The sequence below is a fragment of the Kitasatospora sp. NPDC056076 genome (assembly GCF_042266305.1).
Taxonomy (GTDB): domain Bacteria; phylum Actinomycetota; class Actinomycetes; order Streptomycetales; family Streptomycetaceae; genus Kitasatospora.
In genome coordinates, this window is record NZ_JBHJWG010000008.1 from 57,648 (window position 1) to 71,011 (window position 13,364).

The following is a 13,364-nucleotide window of genomic DNA, read 5'->3' on the forward strand; positions in this document are numbered from 1 at the left end:
GCGTGAAACCCCTACGGCGCGCGGCCGGCACCGTTCACGCTGCACAGCCCCCCTCTCCACCCCCTGACCTTTGAGCAGGAAGAGGCTCCCCTTGATGCGCCAGACCTCCGTACGGACGGCGGACAGCAAGGAACGGCGCCCGGCCGGCGCCGATGTCCCGGCCGGGCTGGTCCCCCGGGACTTCCCGAGGGTGGTCACCCTCGGGCCGCGCGGCACGGACGCGTCGCACGCCGCCCGGTACTTCCACGACGTCGTGTACGCCGAGTCGTTCCCGGCGGCGATGGACCGCGCCTGGCGCGACGGGTGCGCGGCGCTGATCTGCGCCGGATACATCGACATCAGCGTCGAGGACGGGAACGTCGCCGACTGCTGGGTGGATCTGAACTTCCGGTGGGCCGGGCGCATGGGGCTCCGGTACTCCTGGACGGAGCCGACGAAGCCGATGGCGCTGGCGGTGCGCCCGGACCGGCGCGGGGCTCCGGCGTCGGTGGCGCTGCACGCGGCGACGCGGTCGTTCGCCGAGATATGGCTGCCGGGCGTCGAGCGCCAGTACGTGCCGGCGAAGCCGCTGGCCGTGGAGATGGTGGTCGACGGGCGCGCGGACGCGTGCATCGGCTCGGTCGACGTGATCGAGCGCGCCGGGCTGTCGATCGTCCAGGTGGTGCGGCCGGCCATGGTGTGGTGCCTGTACGCCGGACGCGAGCCCCAGCCCCAGCAGCCCCATCCCCAGCAGGTGCTGCTGGCGGCGGTGCCCGCGCAGTCGCGTTCCTCGGCGCGCCCGGCGCCCCGTCGCGGTGTGCGGCGGGGCGCGCGGTGAGCGCGCCGGTGGTGGCGGTGCTCGGCGCGGGGGTGATGGCGCGGGCGATCGCGCCGCACCTGCGCGGCCGGTACCGGCTGCGCTGGTTCAACCGCACCCCGGGCCGCGTGCCGGCCGCCCCGGGCGAGGCGGTGTGCGCGAACGCGCGGCAGGCCGCGGCCGGCGCCGACGCCGCGCTGGCCCTGGTCGGCGACGACGAGGCGGCGGCCGCCGTGTGGGACGGACCGGCCGGGGCGATCGCCGGGCTCGCCCCCGGGGCGGTGGCGGTCGAGTGCTCGACGCTGTCGGCGCCCCGCATCAGGGCGTGGACGGCGGCGTGCTCGGCGGCCGGGATCCGGGCGGTGGACTGCCCGCTGACCGGCGGCCGGGAACGCGCCCGCGCCGGGACGCTGATCGGCCTGGCCGGCGGCGAGGCGCAGGCCATCGCCGCGGCCCGGCCGCTCCTGGACCGCTTCACCGAGCGCCTCATCGTCTTCGGCCCGAGCAGCAGTGGCTCCTCCTACAAGCTGGTCCACAACCTGGCGGCCGGCATCGCGCTGGCCAGCGTCGCCGAAGCGCTCGGCCTGGCCCGTGCCCTCGGCCTCGACGAGGACCTGGTGCTGTCGGTCCTCGGCGAGTACGGGTGGGCCGCGCCCGCCGCCTCCTACGTCCGGCAGTTCACGCACGGCCGCGACCCGGCCGACGTCGGCTGCTCGGCCGCGAACCTCGCCAAGGACGTCGCCTACGCCACCGCCGCCGCCGAGAGCACCGGCCGCCCCACCGCGCTCGGCACGGCCGCGCACCGGCTGCTGGCCGCCGTGCCGCACGCCGCCCGCGTCGACATGGCCGCCGTCGCCCTCCCCTCTCTCCAGTCGCTACCCGATGGGACCGCTTCGTGAATCCGCTGTTCGACAGGACCCTGTTCGTCCCCGCCGCCGCCGCGAAGGAGGTGAGCGCCGCCGTCGACAAGGCCATCCAGAGCGCGACGGAGTTCCTGCGCGACACCGACCGCGGGGCGCTGCTGCTGGTGGCTGGCTCCCTCGCCCGCGGCGAAGCTGCCGTCGAACGCCGCCAGGACCGCTGGCGCCTGGCGTCCGACCTGGACCTCGTCGTCGTGCCCTGCCACGCGGACGGCGACGACCTCGCGCACCAGGTCGTCGACTTCCTCGGGAAGGAGCACCGCGGGCTGCTGGCGACGTGCTTCTCCGTGAAGGCCGGCACCACCGCCCGCGGGCACTTCGGCGCCGACCTGTGGCTGGCCGCCCGCGGCGAGCCGTTGACCGGCGCGCTGATCGGCGCGGGCTTCGCCCGGCCGGCCACCGGCCCCCGCGAAGACCTGGAGCTGATCGTCCACCAGCTCGCCACCTACCTCCTCACCCCCTCCCGCGCCGAAGGCAGCGCCCGCGACAGCGACGGCCACCGGCTGCGCAAGGCTCTGCTGGAGACGCTGCGTGCCATGGCCACCCCCGGCGCGGACGGCATCACCCGCTACGCCGACATCCTCTCCGCCGATGCCCTGTCGACCTGGTCTGGCGTTCTGGAGGCCATCGCGGTGTCCGGTCTCATCGAGGGCCGCGAGCTCAACCACCCGTTGGCCCTCGACACCGCCCACGCCCACGAAGCGCTCCTCGCCCTGCTCGGCCGCTTCCTCATCGCCGACGACATCCCGGCCGAACTCGTCCGCCTGGGCTCCCACACCCGCGACGTCCTCGGCGTCTTCCAGCTCGCCACCGTCGCCTACCTCGGCCTCCTCCACGCCCCCGACCCGGGCCCCTACGCCTCGGCGCTCCTGGACCTGTGGGCGCAGCTGGACACCGACGACGTCGCCGACGCCCGCGAGCACCTGGCGCTCGTCGCCGAGCTGCGCACCGACGCCGTCGCCCGGCACGAGCCGGTGGAGAGCGCCGTCCTCTACCGTGCGATGCAGGCGCTGCGCCTGGACTACTACCACCTGCTGTCGGAGCGGAACTTCGGTGCCGACGTCGACGACGACGGCGAGTACGCGATGCTGCCGCTGGCGCGCACCGTCGCCGTCGCGCCCGGCGGCGGCGACCTGAGGAGCTGGCCGGCGTGGGTGTCACGGCTGCCGCAGGCGAAGGTCAGGATGCCCGGCGCCGTCGCGCGGATCGTCGGCGACGGCCAGGGGCAGACCGTCCTGTGGTCGTTCCCCGAGGGCGGAAGCGTCCCCGCGCACCGGCACGGCCCGCAGCTGGGCATCGTCGTCACCGGCGCCGTCCACCTGGAGCGCGGCGGCGAACGCCGTACCGTCCGCGCCGGCGAGTCGTTCGAGATCCCGGACGGCCAGAGCCACGGCGCCAGGGTCGACGGCGGCACCACCGTCATCGAGGTGTACTGGGAGAAGGGCCGTCACGAGCCGCTGGTCGACGCCGTGCGCGCCGCCTGCCGCACCGTCGCCCTCGGCGAGGCCGTCCCGGCCGGCGCGGAGCGGCCGTGAACACCACCGCCCAGGCGAGCCCGGTCCTGCTGACCGCCGACCAGATGATCACCGGCCGCGACCAGCAGGTGATCCGGGACGCCGCCGTCCTCACCCGCGGCGAGATCATCCTGTGGGCCGGCCCGGCCCGCAGCGTCCCGGCCCGCGACGCCCGCGACGCCCACCACATCCCGCTGCCGGGGGCGACGCTGCTGCCGGGCCTCGTCGACGCCCATACCCACCTCGTCCTGGACGGCGCCGACGACCCGTTCGCGACGGTCGGCACGTTCAGCAGCCACCAGCTCCTCGCGCAGATGCGCCGCCGCGCCCGCGCCATGGTCAACGCCGGGATCACCACCGTGCGCGACCTCGGGGCGCCGATGCTGCTGGACGCGGCCCTCGCCCGCGAGATCCGTGCCGGGCGCACCCCCGGCCCGAGGATCCTGGCCGCCGGAGTCCCGCTCACCGTCCACGGCGGCCACCTCGCCGCGTTCGGCGGCGCCGTGTCGACCCTCGGCGAGGCCCACAACGTGATCCGCGCCAACCGCGCCGCCGGATGCCGCTGGACGAAGATCGTCATCACCGGCGGCTTCACCAGCACGGCCGCCGCCTCCCCCTACCGCAGCCACTGGGACCAGACCCTGCTGCGGCAGATCGTGCAGTTCTCCCACACCCTCAAACTCCCCGTCGCCGCCCACGCCCACGGCACCGCCGGCATCCGCGCGGCCATCCAGGCCCGCGTCGACTCCATCGAGCACTGCACGTGGATGCTGCCCGACCCCGAGGCCGACGATGACCTGAACCCCGACGCGCTGCTCCTCGACGCGATGAGCCACCACAGCATCAGCGTCGGTACCACCGTGAACTCCCGCGCCGCCCGCGCCGCCGGGCGCCTCCCGTGGGGCCGGCGCCTGCGCCAGCTCGACATCATGCGCCGCCACACCACCCTCACGGTCGGCACCGACGCCGGCATCGCCGGCACCCCCCACACCGACCTGCCCGCCTCCCTGGTCCTGTACCGCGAGCTGTACCGCGACACCAAGACCCCCAACCTGCACGTCATCGAACTCGCCACCTCCTGCGCCGCCCGCGCCATCGGCGCCAACACCACCGGCGTCCTCGCCCCCGGCCGCACCGCCGACGTCCTCGCCGTCGTCGGCGACCCCGCCACCGACCTCTCCGCGCTGCGCCGCCCGCTGCTCGTGATGGCCCGCGGCGTCGTCAACTACGCCACCACCCCCGACCGGAAGAAGGCCACCCGATGACCGACACCACCACCGGCACCACCGCGGTGCCCTCCCCGCGGTGCCCGTACCCGTTCCCCACCCCGGACGGCCGCCACACCTTCGCCCGCGAGGACGGCTACGACCAGGCCCGCGCCAGCGGCGCCCTGCTGCCCGTCACCCTCCCGCACGGCAACCCCGACACCGCCTACCTCGCCACCACCCACGAACACGTCAAGCAGGTCCTCGGCTGCCCCGCCCTCACCCGCGCCGCCGCCAACGCCCCCGACACCCCGCGCCTGGGGCGCGACCTGCTGCCCGACCTCGCCCTGCTGTCCATGGACGGCCCCCAGCACGCCCGCATGCGCCGCCAGGTCGGATCCACCTTCACCCCCCGCAAGGCCCGCGCCCTGCGCCCCCTGTTCGAGCAGCGATCCCACCGCCTCCTGGACGACCTGACCGCCGCCGGCCGCGAAGGCGACCTGATCGCCGCCTACACCGACCCGCTCACGACCGCCATGGTGGGTGATGTTCTGGGCTGCCCCGTTGACGCCGCCGACGAGTTCCACTCCCTCGCCGACAAGCTCACCTCCCCCTGCGAGCCCGACGCCTACGCCCTGATGCGCGCCCGCTTCGAGGAGATGTGCGATCAGCTGTCCGCCCCCGGCGTCGCGCGCCCGGACGGCCTCCTCGACGAACTCGCCCAGGCCCGCACCGGCCCCGACGAACTGACCGCCCTCGAGGTCACCGACCTCATGCTCACCGTCTTCGCCGGCGGGGCCCGCACCCCCTCCATCCTCATGTCCTCCGCCGTCACCACCCTCCTCGACAACCCCGAGCAGCTGCGCACGCTGCGCAAGCAGCCGAACCTGTGGCCGGCCGCCGTCGAGGAACTGCTGCGCTACATCCCGATCGGCCTGTCCGGCGGGTTCCCGCGCACGGCCGTCGAGGACGCCACGATCGGATCCCACACCCTGCGGGCCGGCGAGACCGTCCTGCCCTCGACGATCGCCGCGAACATGGACCCGGCGGTCTTCGAGCAGCCCGAGGAGCTGGACGTCGCCCGCGCCTCGAACCCGCACCTCGCGTTCGGCCACGGCCCGCACCGCTGCCCCGGCGCGTTCGTCACCAAGGACCTCGCCGAGGTCGCGCTGCCCATCCTGTTCGACCGGCTGCCCGGTCTGCGCGTGGCTACGGTGGACCACTCCTGGCAGGACGCACTGATCGTGCGCGCCATGACCGCGTTGCCCGTTACGTGGTGACACCCCATCAGATGAGGAGCAAGCCCATGAAGGTCCTGATCACCGGCGGCGCCGGATACATCGGCTCCACCGTCGCCTCCGCCCTCGAAGACGAAGGCCACGAGCCGATCATCCTCGACGACCTGTCGAAGGGGCGCCGCGAGTTCCTGCACGGCCGCACCTTCTACCACGGCGACATCGCCGACCACCCGCTGGTCGACCGCATCTTCGCCGAGCACCCCGGCATCCACGCCACCGTGCACTGCGCCGCGAAGATCGTCGTCCCCGAGTCCGTCGCCGAACCGCTGCACTACTACCGGGAGAACGTCGGCAAGACCATCGAGCTGCTGGAGTCCCTCCAGCGCAACGGCTGTACCCGGGTGGTCTTCTCCTCCTCCGCCTCCATCTACGCGCCGGCGCCCGGCGCCCGCGTCGACGAGACCAGCCCCGTCGACGCCAGCAGCCCCTACGCCCGGACGAAGCAGATGATGGAGCAGGTCCTCCAGGACTGGACCCGCGGCGACGGCGCGGACAAGCAGCGCGTCATCGCACTGCGGTACTTCAATCCCATCGGCGCCGACCCGCGGATGCGCACCGGCCTCCAGGACCTGCGGCCCACCCACGCACTCGGCAAGCTGATCGAGGCCTACGAGAGCGGCGAGCCGTTCACCATCACGGGCACCGACTGGGACACCCGCGACGGCTCCGGCATCCGCGACTACATCCATGTCTGGGACCTCGCGAAGGCCCACGTCGCCGCGCTGACGCGCTTCGACGAGGCGATCGCGCCCGGCGCCGAGGACCGCTACCGGGTCATCAACATCGGCACCGGCGCCGGCACCACGGTGCGCGAACTCGTCACCGCGTTCCGCGACACGGTCGGCCCGATCGAGGTCCGCGAAGCCGGGCCCCGGCCCGGCGACGTCATCGGCTGCTACACCGCCAGCGAGCGCGCCCGCACCGAACTGGGCTGGCAGGCCGAGCACACCATCGCGGACGGCATCCGCGACGCCATGACCTGGCGCGCCGGGTGGACCGCCGTCGCCACCGCCAACGCCGCCAGCTGACCACCCGGCGGGTGGGGCCGGCCACCGCGGCCGGCCCCGCCCGCCCCTCAACCCTCCCGGAGAGACGTGACCACCACCTGGGCGCCGAGCACCAACCCCTACTCCGACCGCTGGACCGGCCTCCCCCCGGACGTCATCCCCCTCACCAGCGCCGACATGGACGAGACCACCGACCCCGCCGTCCTCCACGCCCTCCAGCAGCGCCTCGCCCATCCCCTCGTCTACCCGCCGCCCTACACCACCAGCGGCATCGCCGACACGATCGCCGGCCACTACCGCAGCCGCTACGGTGCGGCCGTCGCCCGCGAGAACATCCTCCTCACCTCCGGCACCCTCGCCACCATCGGCGTCGTCCTCACCCACTGGCTGCGGCCCGGAGACGAAGCGCTCTACCTCGCCCCGTCCTACCCGCCGCTGCCCGACGCCATCGCCCGCACCGGCGCCACCCCGGTCCCCGTCCCCCTCAACGCCGCCGCCCGGCCAGCGCTCACCCGCGCCGGACTCGAAACCCTGGTCACCCCCCGCACCCGCGCCTTCCTCCTCGCCAACCCGCACAACCCGACCGGCCGCATGCTCACCCACGCCGAGCTCACCGCGATCGCCGAGACCGCCCGCGCACACGACCTGCGGATCCTGTCCGACGAAGTCCACAGCCGCGTCATCCTCGACCCCGCGCGCTGCCACATCCCCATCGCCACCCTCGGCCCCGACACCGCCCGGCGCACCCTCACCCTCGACGCCGCCACCAAGAGCCACAACCTCGCCGCCATCGGCGGCGCGGTCCTGTGGACCCCCGACACCGGCGCCATCGACGACCTGCGCCACCGCTTCGGCTCCAACCTCCCCGCCGCCCGCGCCATCCAGCAGGCCGCCCTGGCCGCCGCCTACGCCACCGACAGCCCGTGGCTTACCGGCGTCCTCGCCCGGCTGCGCGAGCGTCAGGCCGCCCTCGCGGCCGCCCTGGAACCCCACCGTGGCCAGGTCACCTACCGGCCAGGCGAGGCGACGTACTTCGCCTGGCTCGACTTCGGCACCACCTTCGGCGCCCGGCCGGCCGCCGCCGCCCTCGCCGACCACGGCCTCCTCCTCGAACCCGGCACCACCTACGGCGCCCCCCGCACCCACGCCCGCCTCACCTTCGCCACCACCCCCAACCTCTTCGCCGAAGCCCTGCGCCGCCTCACCGCCGCCCTGGGCCGCCCGGAACGGACCACCACCCGATGACCACCGGCCCCGACCTCACCGACGCCGTCGCCGCCGAGTACACCGACCTCAACGCCTACCAGGCGCGCCTGGCGACCCACCGCCTCTACAGCCGCACCCCCGACGACCCCGAAGGCGCCGTCCGCGACGCCCTGCAGCTGCCCGGCGACGGAGACCTCCTCGACATCGGCTGCGGCCCCGGCGGCTTCCTCCACGCCCTGGTGCCCCGCCACCGCGGGCGCCTCGTCGGCATCGACACCAGCACCGCCGCCGTCAGCGCCGCCCGTACCGGCCGTGTCGAGGCCATCCAGGCATCCGCCGAGCAACTGCCCTTCGGCGACGGCGCCTTCGCCATCGCCTGCGCCCGGCACATGCTGTACCACCTGCCCGACCCCGGCCTCGGTCTCTTCGAAGCCCACCGCGTCCTGCGCGCCGGCGGCACGTTCGCCGCCACCGTCAACCACGCCGCGGTCGCCCCCCACACCCAGAACCTCCTGCGCGCGATCCTCCAGGAGGCCGGCATCACCCCCACGGCGGCGCCGGCCAACGCCGTCAACAGCGACAACCTGCCGGCCATGGTCGAGGACGTCTTCGGCAACGCCAGCACCGTCCGCTACGACAACGCGCTCGTCCTGCCCGGCCCCGGCCCCCTCGCCACGTACGCCCGCGCCCTGCTGTCCTTCGTCGGCATCGGCCCCGACCACCCGGCCGCCGGACAGATCCGCGACGAGATCCTCGTCCGCGCGCAGCGCTGGTTCACCGACAACAAGAACCGCACCTGGGACGACCCCAAGGGCTACGTCGTCGTCACCGCCACGCGCTGACCGACCAGGACGGCGAGAAAGCGCGGCGTGTTCGCTCCGGAACACGTCGCGCTGACCCGTGACCCCAACGGCCCCATGAAGGCCCCTGGCGGCCTTTCTGACGGCTTTTCAGCACGTGCGGGTATCCGGGAAGCTCCGAAAGCGCCACGCGGCGTTCAAGGGCCTTTCGGCCCTCTCAGGGCCTATGATCCATTCCAGCGCCAAGGCAAGCCCCACCCCTGCCCAACCCAGGGTCACAGGACGGGAGGAGCCGACGCGCTCACCCACGGACCGACCGCTCTACCGGTTTTGCGTTGCCGGATACCGGCCGGGGCCGTGAAGTACCAGCTCATTCCCCCGGGCCACATGCGGGTGCTGGTGCGACGCCCGACCCAGACGTGACTGGCTCTCGGGCGCAGAAACAGAAGAACCCCCGCGGGATGCGAGGGCTTCTGTGCTTCCTACTCGTCGAGACCGAGAAGGGAGGCTACGTTGCGCATCAGCGTACGCGCCTTCGTTGTCCCCTGCCAGCCCTGCGGTGTGTCGTCCATCACCCGCACCCGATCGGTGGGCGCCAGGTGAGCACCCCCTGGGACGAGGACGGCGACGAGCTGGAAGCCGCCGACGACTGGCCGACGTACTACACGCCGGTGCCGGTGTGGATCTCCAGCCACCCCGCGCTCACCGCGCAGGCCGTCCGCATGTACGTCTTCCTCGCCGAGCACATCCAGCAGCGTGCCCCCGGGCGCCGGATCGCCTGCCCCTCACGCAAGGCGATCGCGAAGTGGCTCCAGCTCAAGGACTACCGCGACGTGAAGCGCTACGACGAGGAGCTGAACCGCGTCGGCGCCGTCACCACCACCGAGCACCGGTACGCGGGCGGCATGCGCCGTGCCTACCGGTACCGGGTCGCGTTCAATCCCCCCGCCGGCCACAGCGGATACCGCTCGCTGAGCGACTTCTACGAGCGCAACCCCGAGGTCCGCGCGCAGCCCGTCGAAGGCCGAACTCGCGCTGCCCTCAACCCTGACACCCCCGATACAGCGGTCCATAATGCAGACATTTCCGCAGGTCAGCCCGGTGGTGGGATTTTCCCCACCACGGGGCGGGGGGAAAATCCCACCGCGCACGGGGGGCCAGAACCCACCGCGCGGGGTGGGGAATCGCCCACCGCAGAACTAAACCAAGGGGAACCACACCAAGAAGATCGAGAAGAAGAGCGCGCTTCGCGCGCGAGCGCCCGTGGCGCACGCAGTGCCTCACCTACAGGTAGTAGGGCGCCGCGGCGTGCGAGCGGCGCCGCGAGCGGCGCGCCCGCAACGACGAAGCAGCCTGGCAAGCGGTTGTCTGCCGCAGTGGCGGCCGGCCTGCGCGAGGTCGTCGCCGCGCTGCCCGCGCCGCTGTACGACGCGTCCGTGGTCAACCACCCACTGCCGAAGGCCCCTGAGCGGGTGCCTGTTCTGCGGGATGCGATCGTGGCGGAGCTTCGGGAGCGCAGCAGCGCCCAGCTCGCCGAGCGCGTGCGACGCCGCTGGTTGGCCTTCGGGTACGACGAGAAGCGGTTCGCCGGCGAGGAGCTGCGTGCCGGTGTCGGGATCGCCGTGAACCTGGTGCGCGCGACCCGGGACGGCTGCGGTGACCCCCGGTGCGAGGACGGCACGAACATCGACCTCGAGGTCGCGTGCCGCGCGTGCGCGGAGCGCAGGCGTGACCGGCGTGCGGACGGTGTCCCGGCGCCGCGGCCGGCCGGGGTGGAGGGTGGTGTGTCGCGGTGGCGGTGTGCGGGCCGCGACGGCCAGTGCGGTATTCCCGGCTACGGGGCGCCTCCGGCGGACGGCCTGTGCTGGGACTGCCGTGCGGAACTCGAATCGGTGGCGGAGGCGTTCGCTGCTGCCGGGTTCGTGCCCGACCATGTGGACGGTGGGTGAGAGCGTGCGGGACGGGCGGCGCGCCCCCTGGTGCGGGGCTCGCGCCTGCGCGGCGTCGACCCGTTCCGGGCCCGGTCCCTACGCTGTGACCTGATCGTGATCACAGCCCAGTGGAGGGAGGCGCCGTGCGGCGCTCACGTATCGCCCTGGTGATGTCCGTCGCCATCACCGCGACGGCGGCCCTGCTCGTCGGGGACCTGGCCGCCGAGGCCGTGTCCGACGAGAAGCCGGTCGCCAGCCAGCGAATGGACCTGCCGATCGACCCGGCCGCGCAGCAGAAGCTCCACCGCATGACGGACCCGGTGCAGGACTGGGTGGAATCCGGCGCGCCCGAGGCACAGGGCTACGCGGGGACCTACATCGACGCCCCGAACCTGCGGGCCGACATGTGGTGGAAGGGCGAGGTGCCGGCCCACGCCCAGGAGCTGATCAGCGCGAACTCCACGCCGGGACTGAGGGTGCGCCAGCTCCCGGCACCGTACTCGCGCGCGGAAATCCGCCACTCGATCGACGTGTTCACGGCAAAGGCACCGGCGGGAACCTGGAACTCCGTCGGCCCCAAGGAGGACGGCACCGGCATCTCCGTCACCTACGACCAGACCGAGGCCGCCCGCGCCGTCCGCGCCACCCCCACCCCCGGCTCCTACGAGCGCTGGGCCGAGGAGATCGCCGGGATCCCCGTCACCGCGACCCCCGGCGGCGCGATCGTGAACACCTCCGGCCGCAGGTCCGCGGACCACTCCCCGTACTACGCGGGCGCCGAACTGCGCTCCCCGAAGCCGTCGTTCTGCTCCACCGCGTTCAGCGGGTTCCGCGACCACGCCCGCGTCGTCCTCACCGCGGCCCACTGCGGCAACGGCAAGTACTACACCGGCAACGGCGACTACCTCGGCACCCTCGACTACACGGGGTCCGGCATCGACATCGCCATGATCGGAACCGGCGCCGGCCAGGGCGACGCCCGCCTCTACGACAGCACGTGGTCCGATGGATCGGGATCCTCGCGCCGCTTCTACGGACCCGGCCGAAACAACGCCGGGGACATCGTCTTCACCAGCGGCGCGATGAGCGGATGGCACGACAACCTGCGCATCACCGACGTCGACAAGGAGACCACCAACGAGGACGGCGAGCACGTCAAGCCCGTCGACTTCGCCGCACCGGCCGGCGGCGAACGCCGCGTGGCCGTCGCCAAGGGCGACAGCGGCGGCCCCGTAGTCGCCAACCCCCAGGGACCCGACAACGCCATGGAAGCCCGAGGCGTCATCATCGGTGGGGCCGACACCATGACGTGCCCCGCCGGATCCACCGCCTGGGACAGCTCGACCTGCTTCTCCCGCGTCGTCTACGTCCCCATGGGACAGATCGTCAGCCAGCTGAACTTCTCCATGTCCTGACGTCCGTCCGCCCCGGACACGGAGCAGCACTCGCCGACTCTGAACGACGTGGTGCCCGACAATCAGAACTCCCCGTCCGCCAGGAACGGCGGACGCCCGTGAAGGGAGCCAGCAGTGCCGCTGACCACCACTCCGATGACCGACTGGTCCGACGACAATCTGCGCGCCCAGGCCCCCCGGATCTGGGAGGGCGGCTGGGGCCGGTTCGGCCCGTCGAGCACCGCGCTGCTCCTCTCCGACATCCTGGGCTGCGGCATCGCCGCGCCGCGCCGCGAGGAACTGGTGATCGTGGAGGTGTCGGGAGGCTGGGAGTCGTCGTGCCTCACCGATCCGCTCGACCTCCCCGAAGACCAGCGCGCCGACGAGGAAGACCGCAACCAGGCGTTCACCGAGCTCCTGGACGCCAACAGGCTTGCTCCGGTGACCACCTGGACCGAACTACTGAACCTGCTCATCTCGGCCGGCATCATCCACGAGGTGGACCACGAAGAAGGCAGCCCCAGGCTGACGCTCGCAGACCCCCTGCCGGCCGTCTACGAGACCTTCACGGTCCCGGCCGACGAGAAGGCCAAGATCGTCCACCTCCAGGAAGTGGGCCAGTACGAGCAGTCAACGAATCGCGTGATCGCCCTGTTCGATCCGGAGAACAAGTGCTTGTCGGAGATCACGACGAGCCTGGAGCGCCTGGCCCGTCACCTGGAGCCCTCCACCACGGAATGGGCCCGACAGACAGTCCTCTCGCTGCTGCGCACCGGCAGCGAGTTCACGACTAGCATCGACATCACCGGCATTCCCTCGCACCGGGTCTTTCGGATCATGTGCGACTGGGAACTGTTCTCCGAGAACCGCATCGGTATTCGTCGCGCGACGAATCTGACCGACGCCGAATGACGCGACAGGAATAGCCTGTTGCTGGTCAGGAAGCCTTAGTCCCGCACGCGCGGGGATCCGACCAGACGCCACTCCCGGTGCGGCGCCCCTAAAGGCTTAGTCCCGCACGCGCGGGAATCCGACCGTCCCGATCCGGGTCTACCTCCTCGACGCGGCCATAGACCCGCACGCGCGGGGATCCCACGTCGAGCACGGCGTCGACTGGGTGCTCGACCGCCTTAGACCCGCACGCGCGGGATCCGACGTGTGCCGACTACGGTCGGTCGGGTGCGCCAAGCTTGGACCCGCACGCGCGGGGATCCGACGTTGACCCAGAAAAGCCGTTCGGTCTCGGCGTCCTTAGACCCGCACGCGCGGGATCCGGCCACTACCGAGGCCATC

At 72.9% G+C, this 13,364-nt stretch carries 11 protein-coding genes; all 11 read left to right on the top strand.

What is annotated here, in order from left to right; genetic code table 11:
- Positions 1 to 94 precede the first annotated feature (94 nt).
- The 11 genes from ACFC1T_RS08935 (at position 95) to ACFC1T_RS08985 (ending at position 12,983) form a co-directional block, all read left to right on the top strand.
- The gene (locus ACFC1T_RS08935) at positions 95 to 817 is read left to right on the top strand and encodes a hypothetical protein (protein WP_375885446.1); all 723 of its coding nucleotides are present in this window, start codon (positions 95 to 97) and stop codon (positions 815 to 817) included.
- Positions 814 to 1,695 (top strand): NAD(P)-dependent oxidoreductase, encoded by an 882-nt coding sequence (locus ACFC1T_RS08940; protein ID WP_375885448.1) that lies wholly within the window; start codon positions 814 to 816, stop codon positions 1,693 to 1,695. Before ACFC1T_RS08935 ends, ACFC1T_RS08940 begins: the two co-directional genes overlap by 4 nt.
- Positions 1,692 to 3,251, top strand: a complete 1,560-nt coding sequence (locus tag ACFC1T_RS08945; protein WP_375885450.1) for a cupin domain-containing protein — start codon at positions 1,692 to 1,694, stop codon at positions 3,249 to 3,251. Before ACFC1T_RS08940 ends, ACFC1T_RS08945 begins: the two co-directional genes overlap by 4 nt.
- Positions 3,248 to 4,495 (top strand): amidohydrolase family protein, encoded by a 1,248-nt coding sequence (locus ACFC1T_RS08950; RefSeq protein ID WP_375885452.1) that lies wholly within the window; start codon positions 3,248 to 3,250, stop codon positions 4,493 to 4,495. The genes ACFC1T_RS08945 and ACFC1T_RS08950 overlap by 4 nt, the downstream gene beginning before the upstream one ends.
- Positions 4,492 to 5,715, top strand: coding sequence for a cytochrome P450 (locus tag ACFC1T_RS08955; protein ID WP_375885453.1), 1,224 nt, complete (start codon positions 4,492 to 4,494; stop codon positions 5,713 to 5,715). Before ACFC1T_RS08950 ends, ACFC1T_RS08955 begins: the two co-directional genes overlap by 4 nt.
- A gap of 26 nt (positions 5,716 to 5,741) precedes the next feature.
- Positions 5,742 to 6,761 (top strand): UDP-glucose 4-epimerase GalE, encoded by a 1,020-nt coding sequence (gene galE / locus ACFC1T_RS08960; protein ID WP_375885456.1) that lies wholly within the window; start codon positions 5,742 to 5,744, stop codon positions 6,759 to 6,761.
- A gap of 66 nt (positions 6,762 to 6,827) precedes the next feature.
- Positions 6,828 to 7,985 carry an aminotransferase class I/II-fold pyridoxal phosphate-dependent enzyme gene (locus ACFC1T_RS08965; protein WP_375885458.1) on the top strand — a complete coding sequence of 386 codons (1,158 nt, stop codon included), beginning with the start codon at positions 6,828 to 6,830 and terminating at the stop codon, positions 7,983 to 7,985.
- Positions 7,982 to 8,788 carry a class I SAM-dependent methyltransferase gene (locus ACFC1T_RS08970; protein WP_375885460.1) on the top strand — a complete coding sequence of 269 codons (807 nt, stop codon included), beginning with the start codon at positions 7,982 to 7,984 and terminating at the stop codon, positions 8,786 to 8,788. The genes ACFC1T_RS08965 and ACFC1T_RS08970 overlap by 4 nt, the downstream gene beginning before the upstream one ends.
- A 557-nt stretch (positions 8,789 to 9,345) precedes the next feature.
- The gene (locus ACFC1T_RS08975; RefSeq protein ID WP_375885463.1) at positions 9,346 to 10,695 is read left to right on the top strand and encodes a hypothetical protein; all 1,350 of its coding nucleotides are present in this window, start codon (positions 9,346 to 9,348) and stop codon (positions 10,693 to 10,695) included.
- Between the two features lie 125 nt (positions 10,696 to 10,820).
- Positions 10,821 to 12,092 (top strand): trypsin-like serine protease, encoded by a 1,272-nt coding sequence (locus ACFC1T_RS08980; RefSeq protein ID WP_375885466.1) that lies wholly within the window; start codon positions 10,821 to 10,823, stop codon positions 12,090 to 12,092.
- 114 nt (positions 12,093 to 12,206) lie between these two features.
- Positions 12,207 to 12,983, top strand: coding sequence for a DUF6042 family protein (locus ACFC1T_RS08985; RefSeq protein WP_375885469.1), 777 nt, complete (start codon positions 12,207 to 12,209; stop codon positions 12,981 to 12,983).
- Positions 12,984 to 13,364: the final 381 nt, after the last annotated feature.

What these genes read in the sequence shown, in the direction of transcription:
- ACFC1T_RS08955 (WP_375885453.1), top strand. Translation starts at nt 4,492, where the DNA reads ATGACCGACACCACCACCGGCACCACCGCGGTGCCCTCCCCGCGGTGC.
- ACFC1T_RS08970 (WP_375885460.1), top strand. Translation starts at nt 7,982, where the DNA reads ATGACCACCGGCCCCGACCTCACCGACGCCGTCGCCGCCGAGTACACC.
- galE (WP_375885456.1), top strand. Translation starts at nt 5,742, where the DNA reads ATGAAGGTCCTGATCACCGGCGGCGCCGGATACATCGGCTCCACCGTC.
- ACFC1T_RS08935 (WP_375885446.1), top strand. Translation starts at nt 95, where the DNA reads ATGCGCCAGACCTCCGTACGGACGGCGGACAGCAAGGAACGGCGCCCG.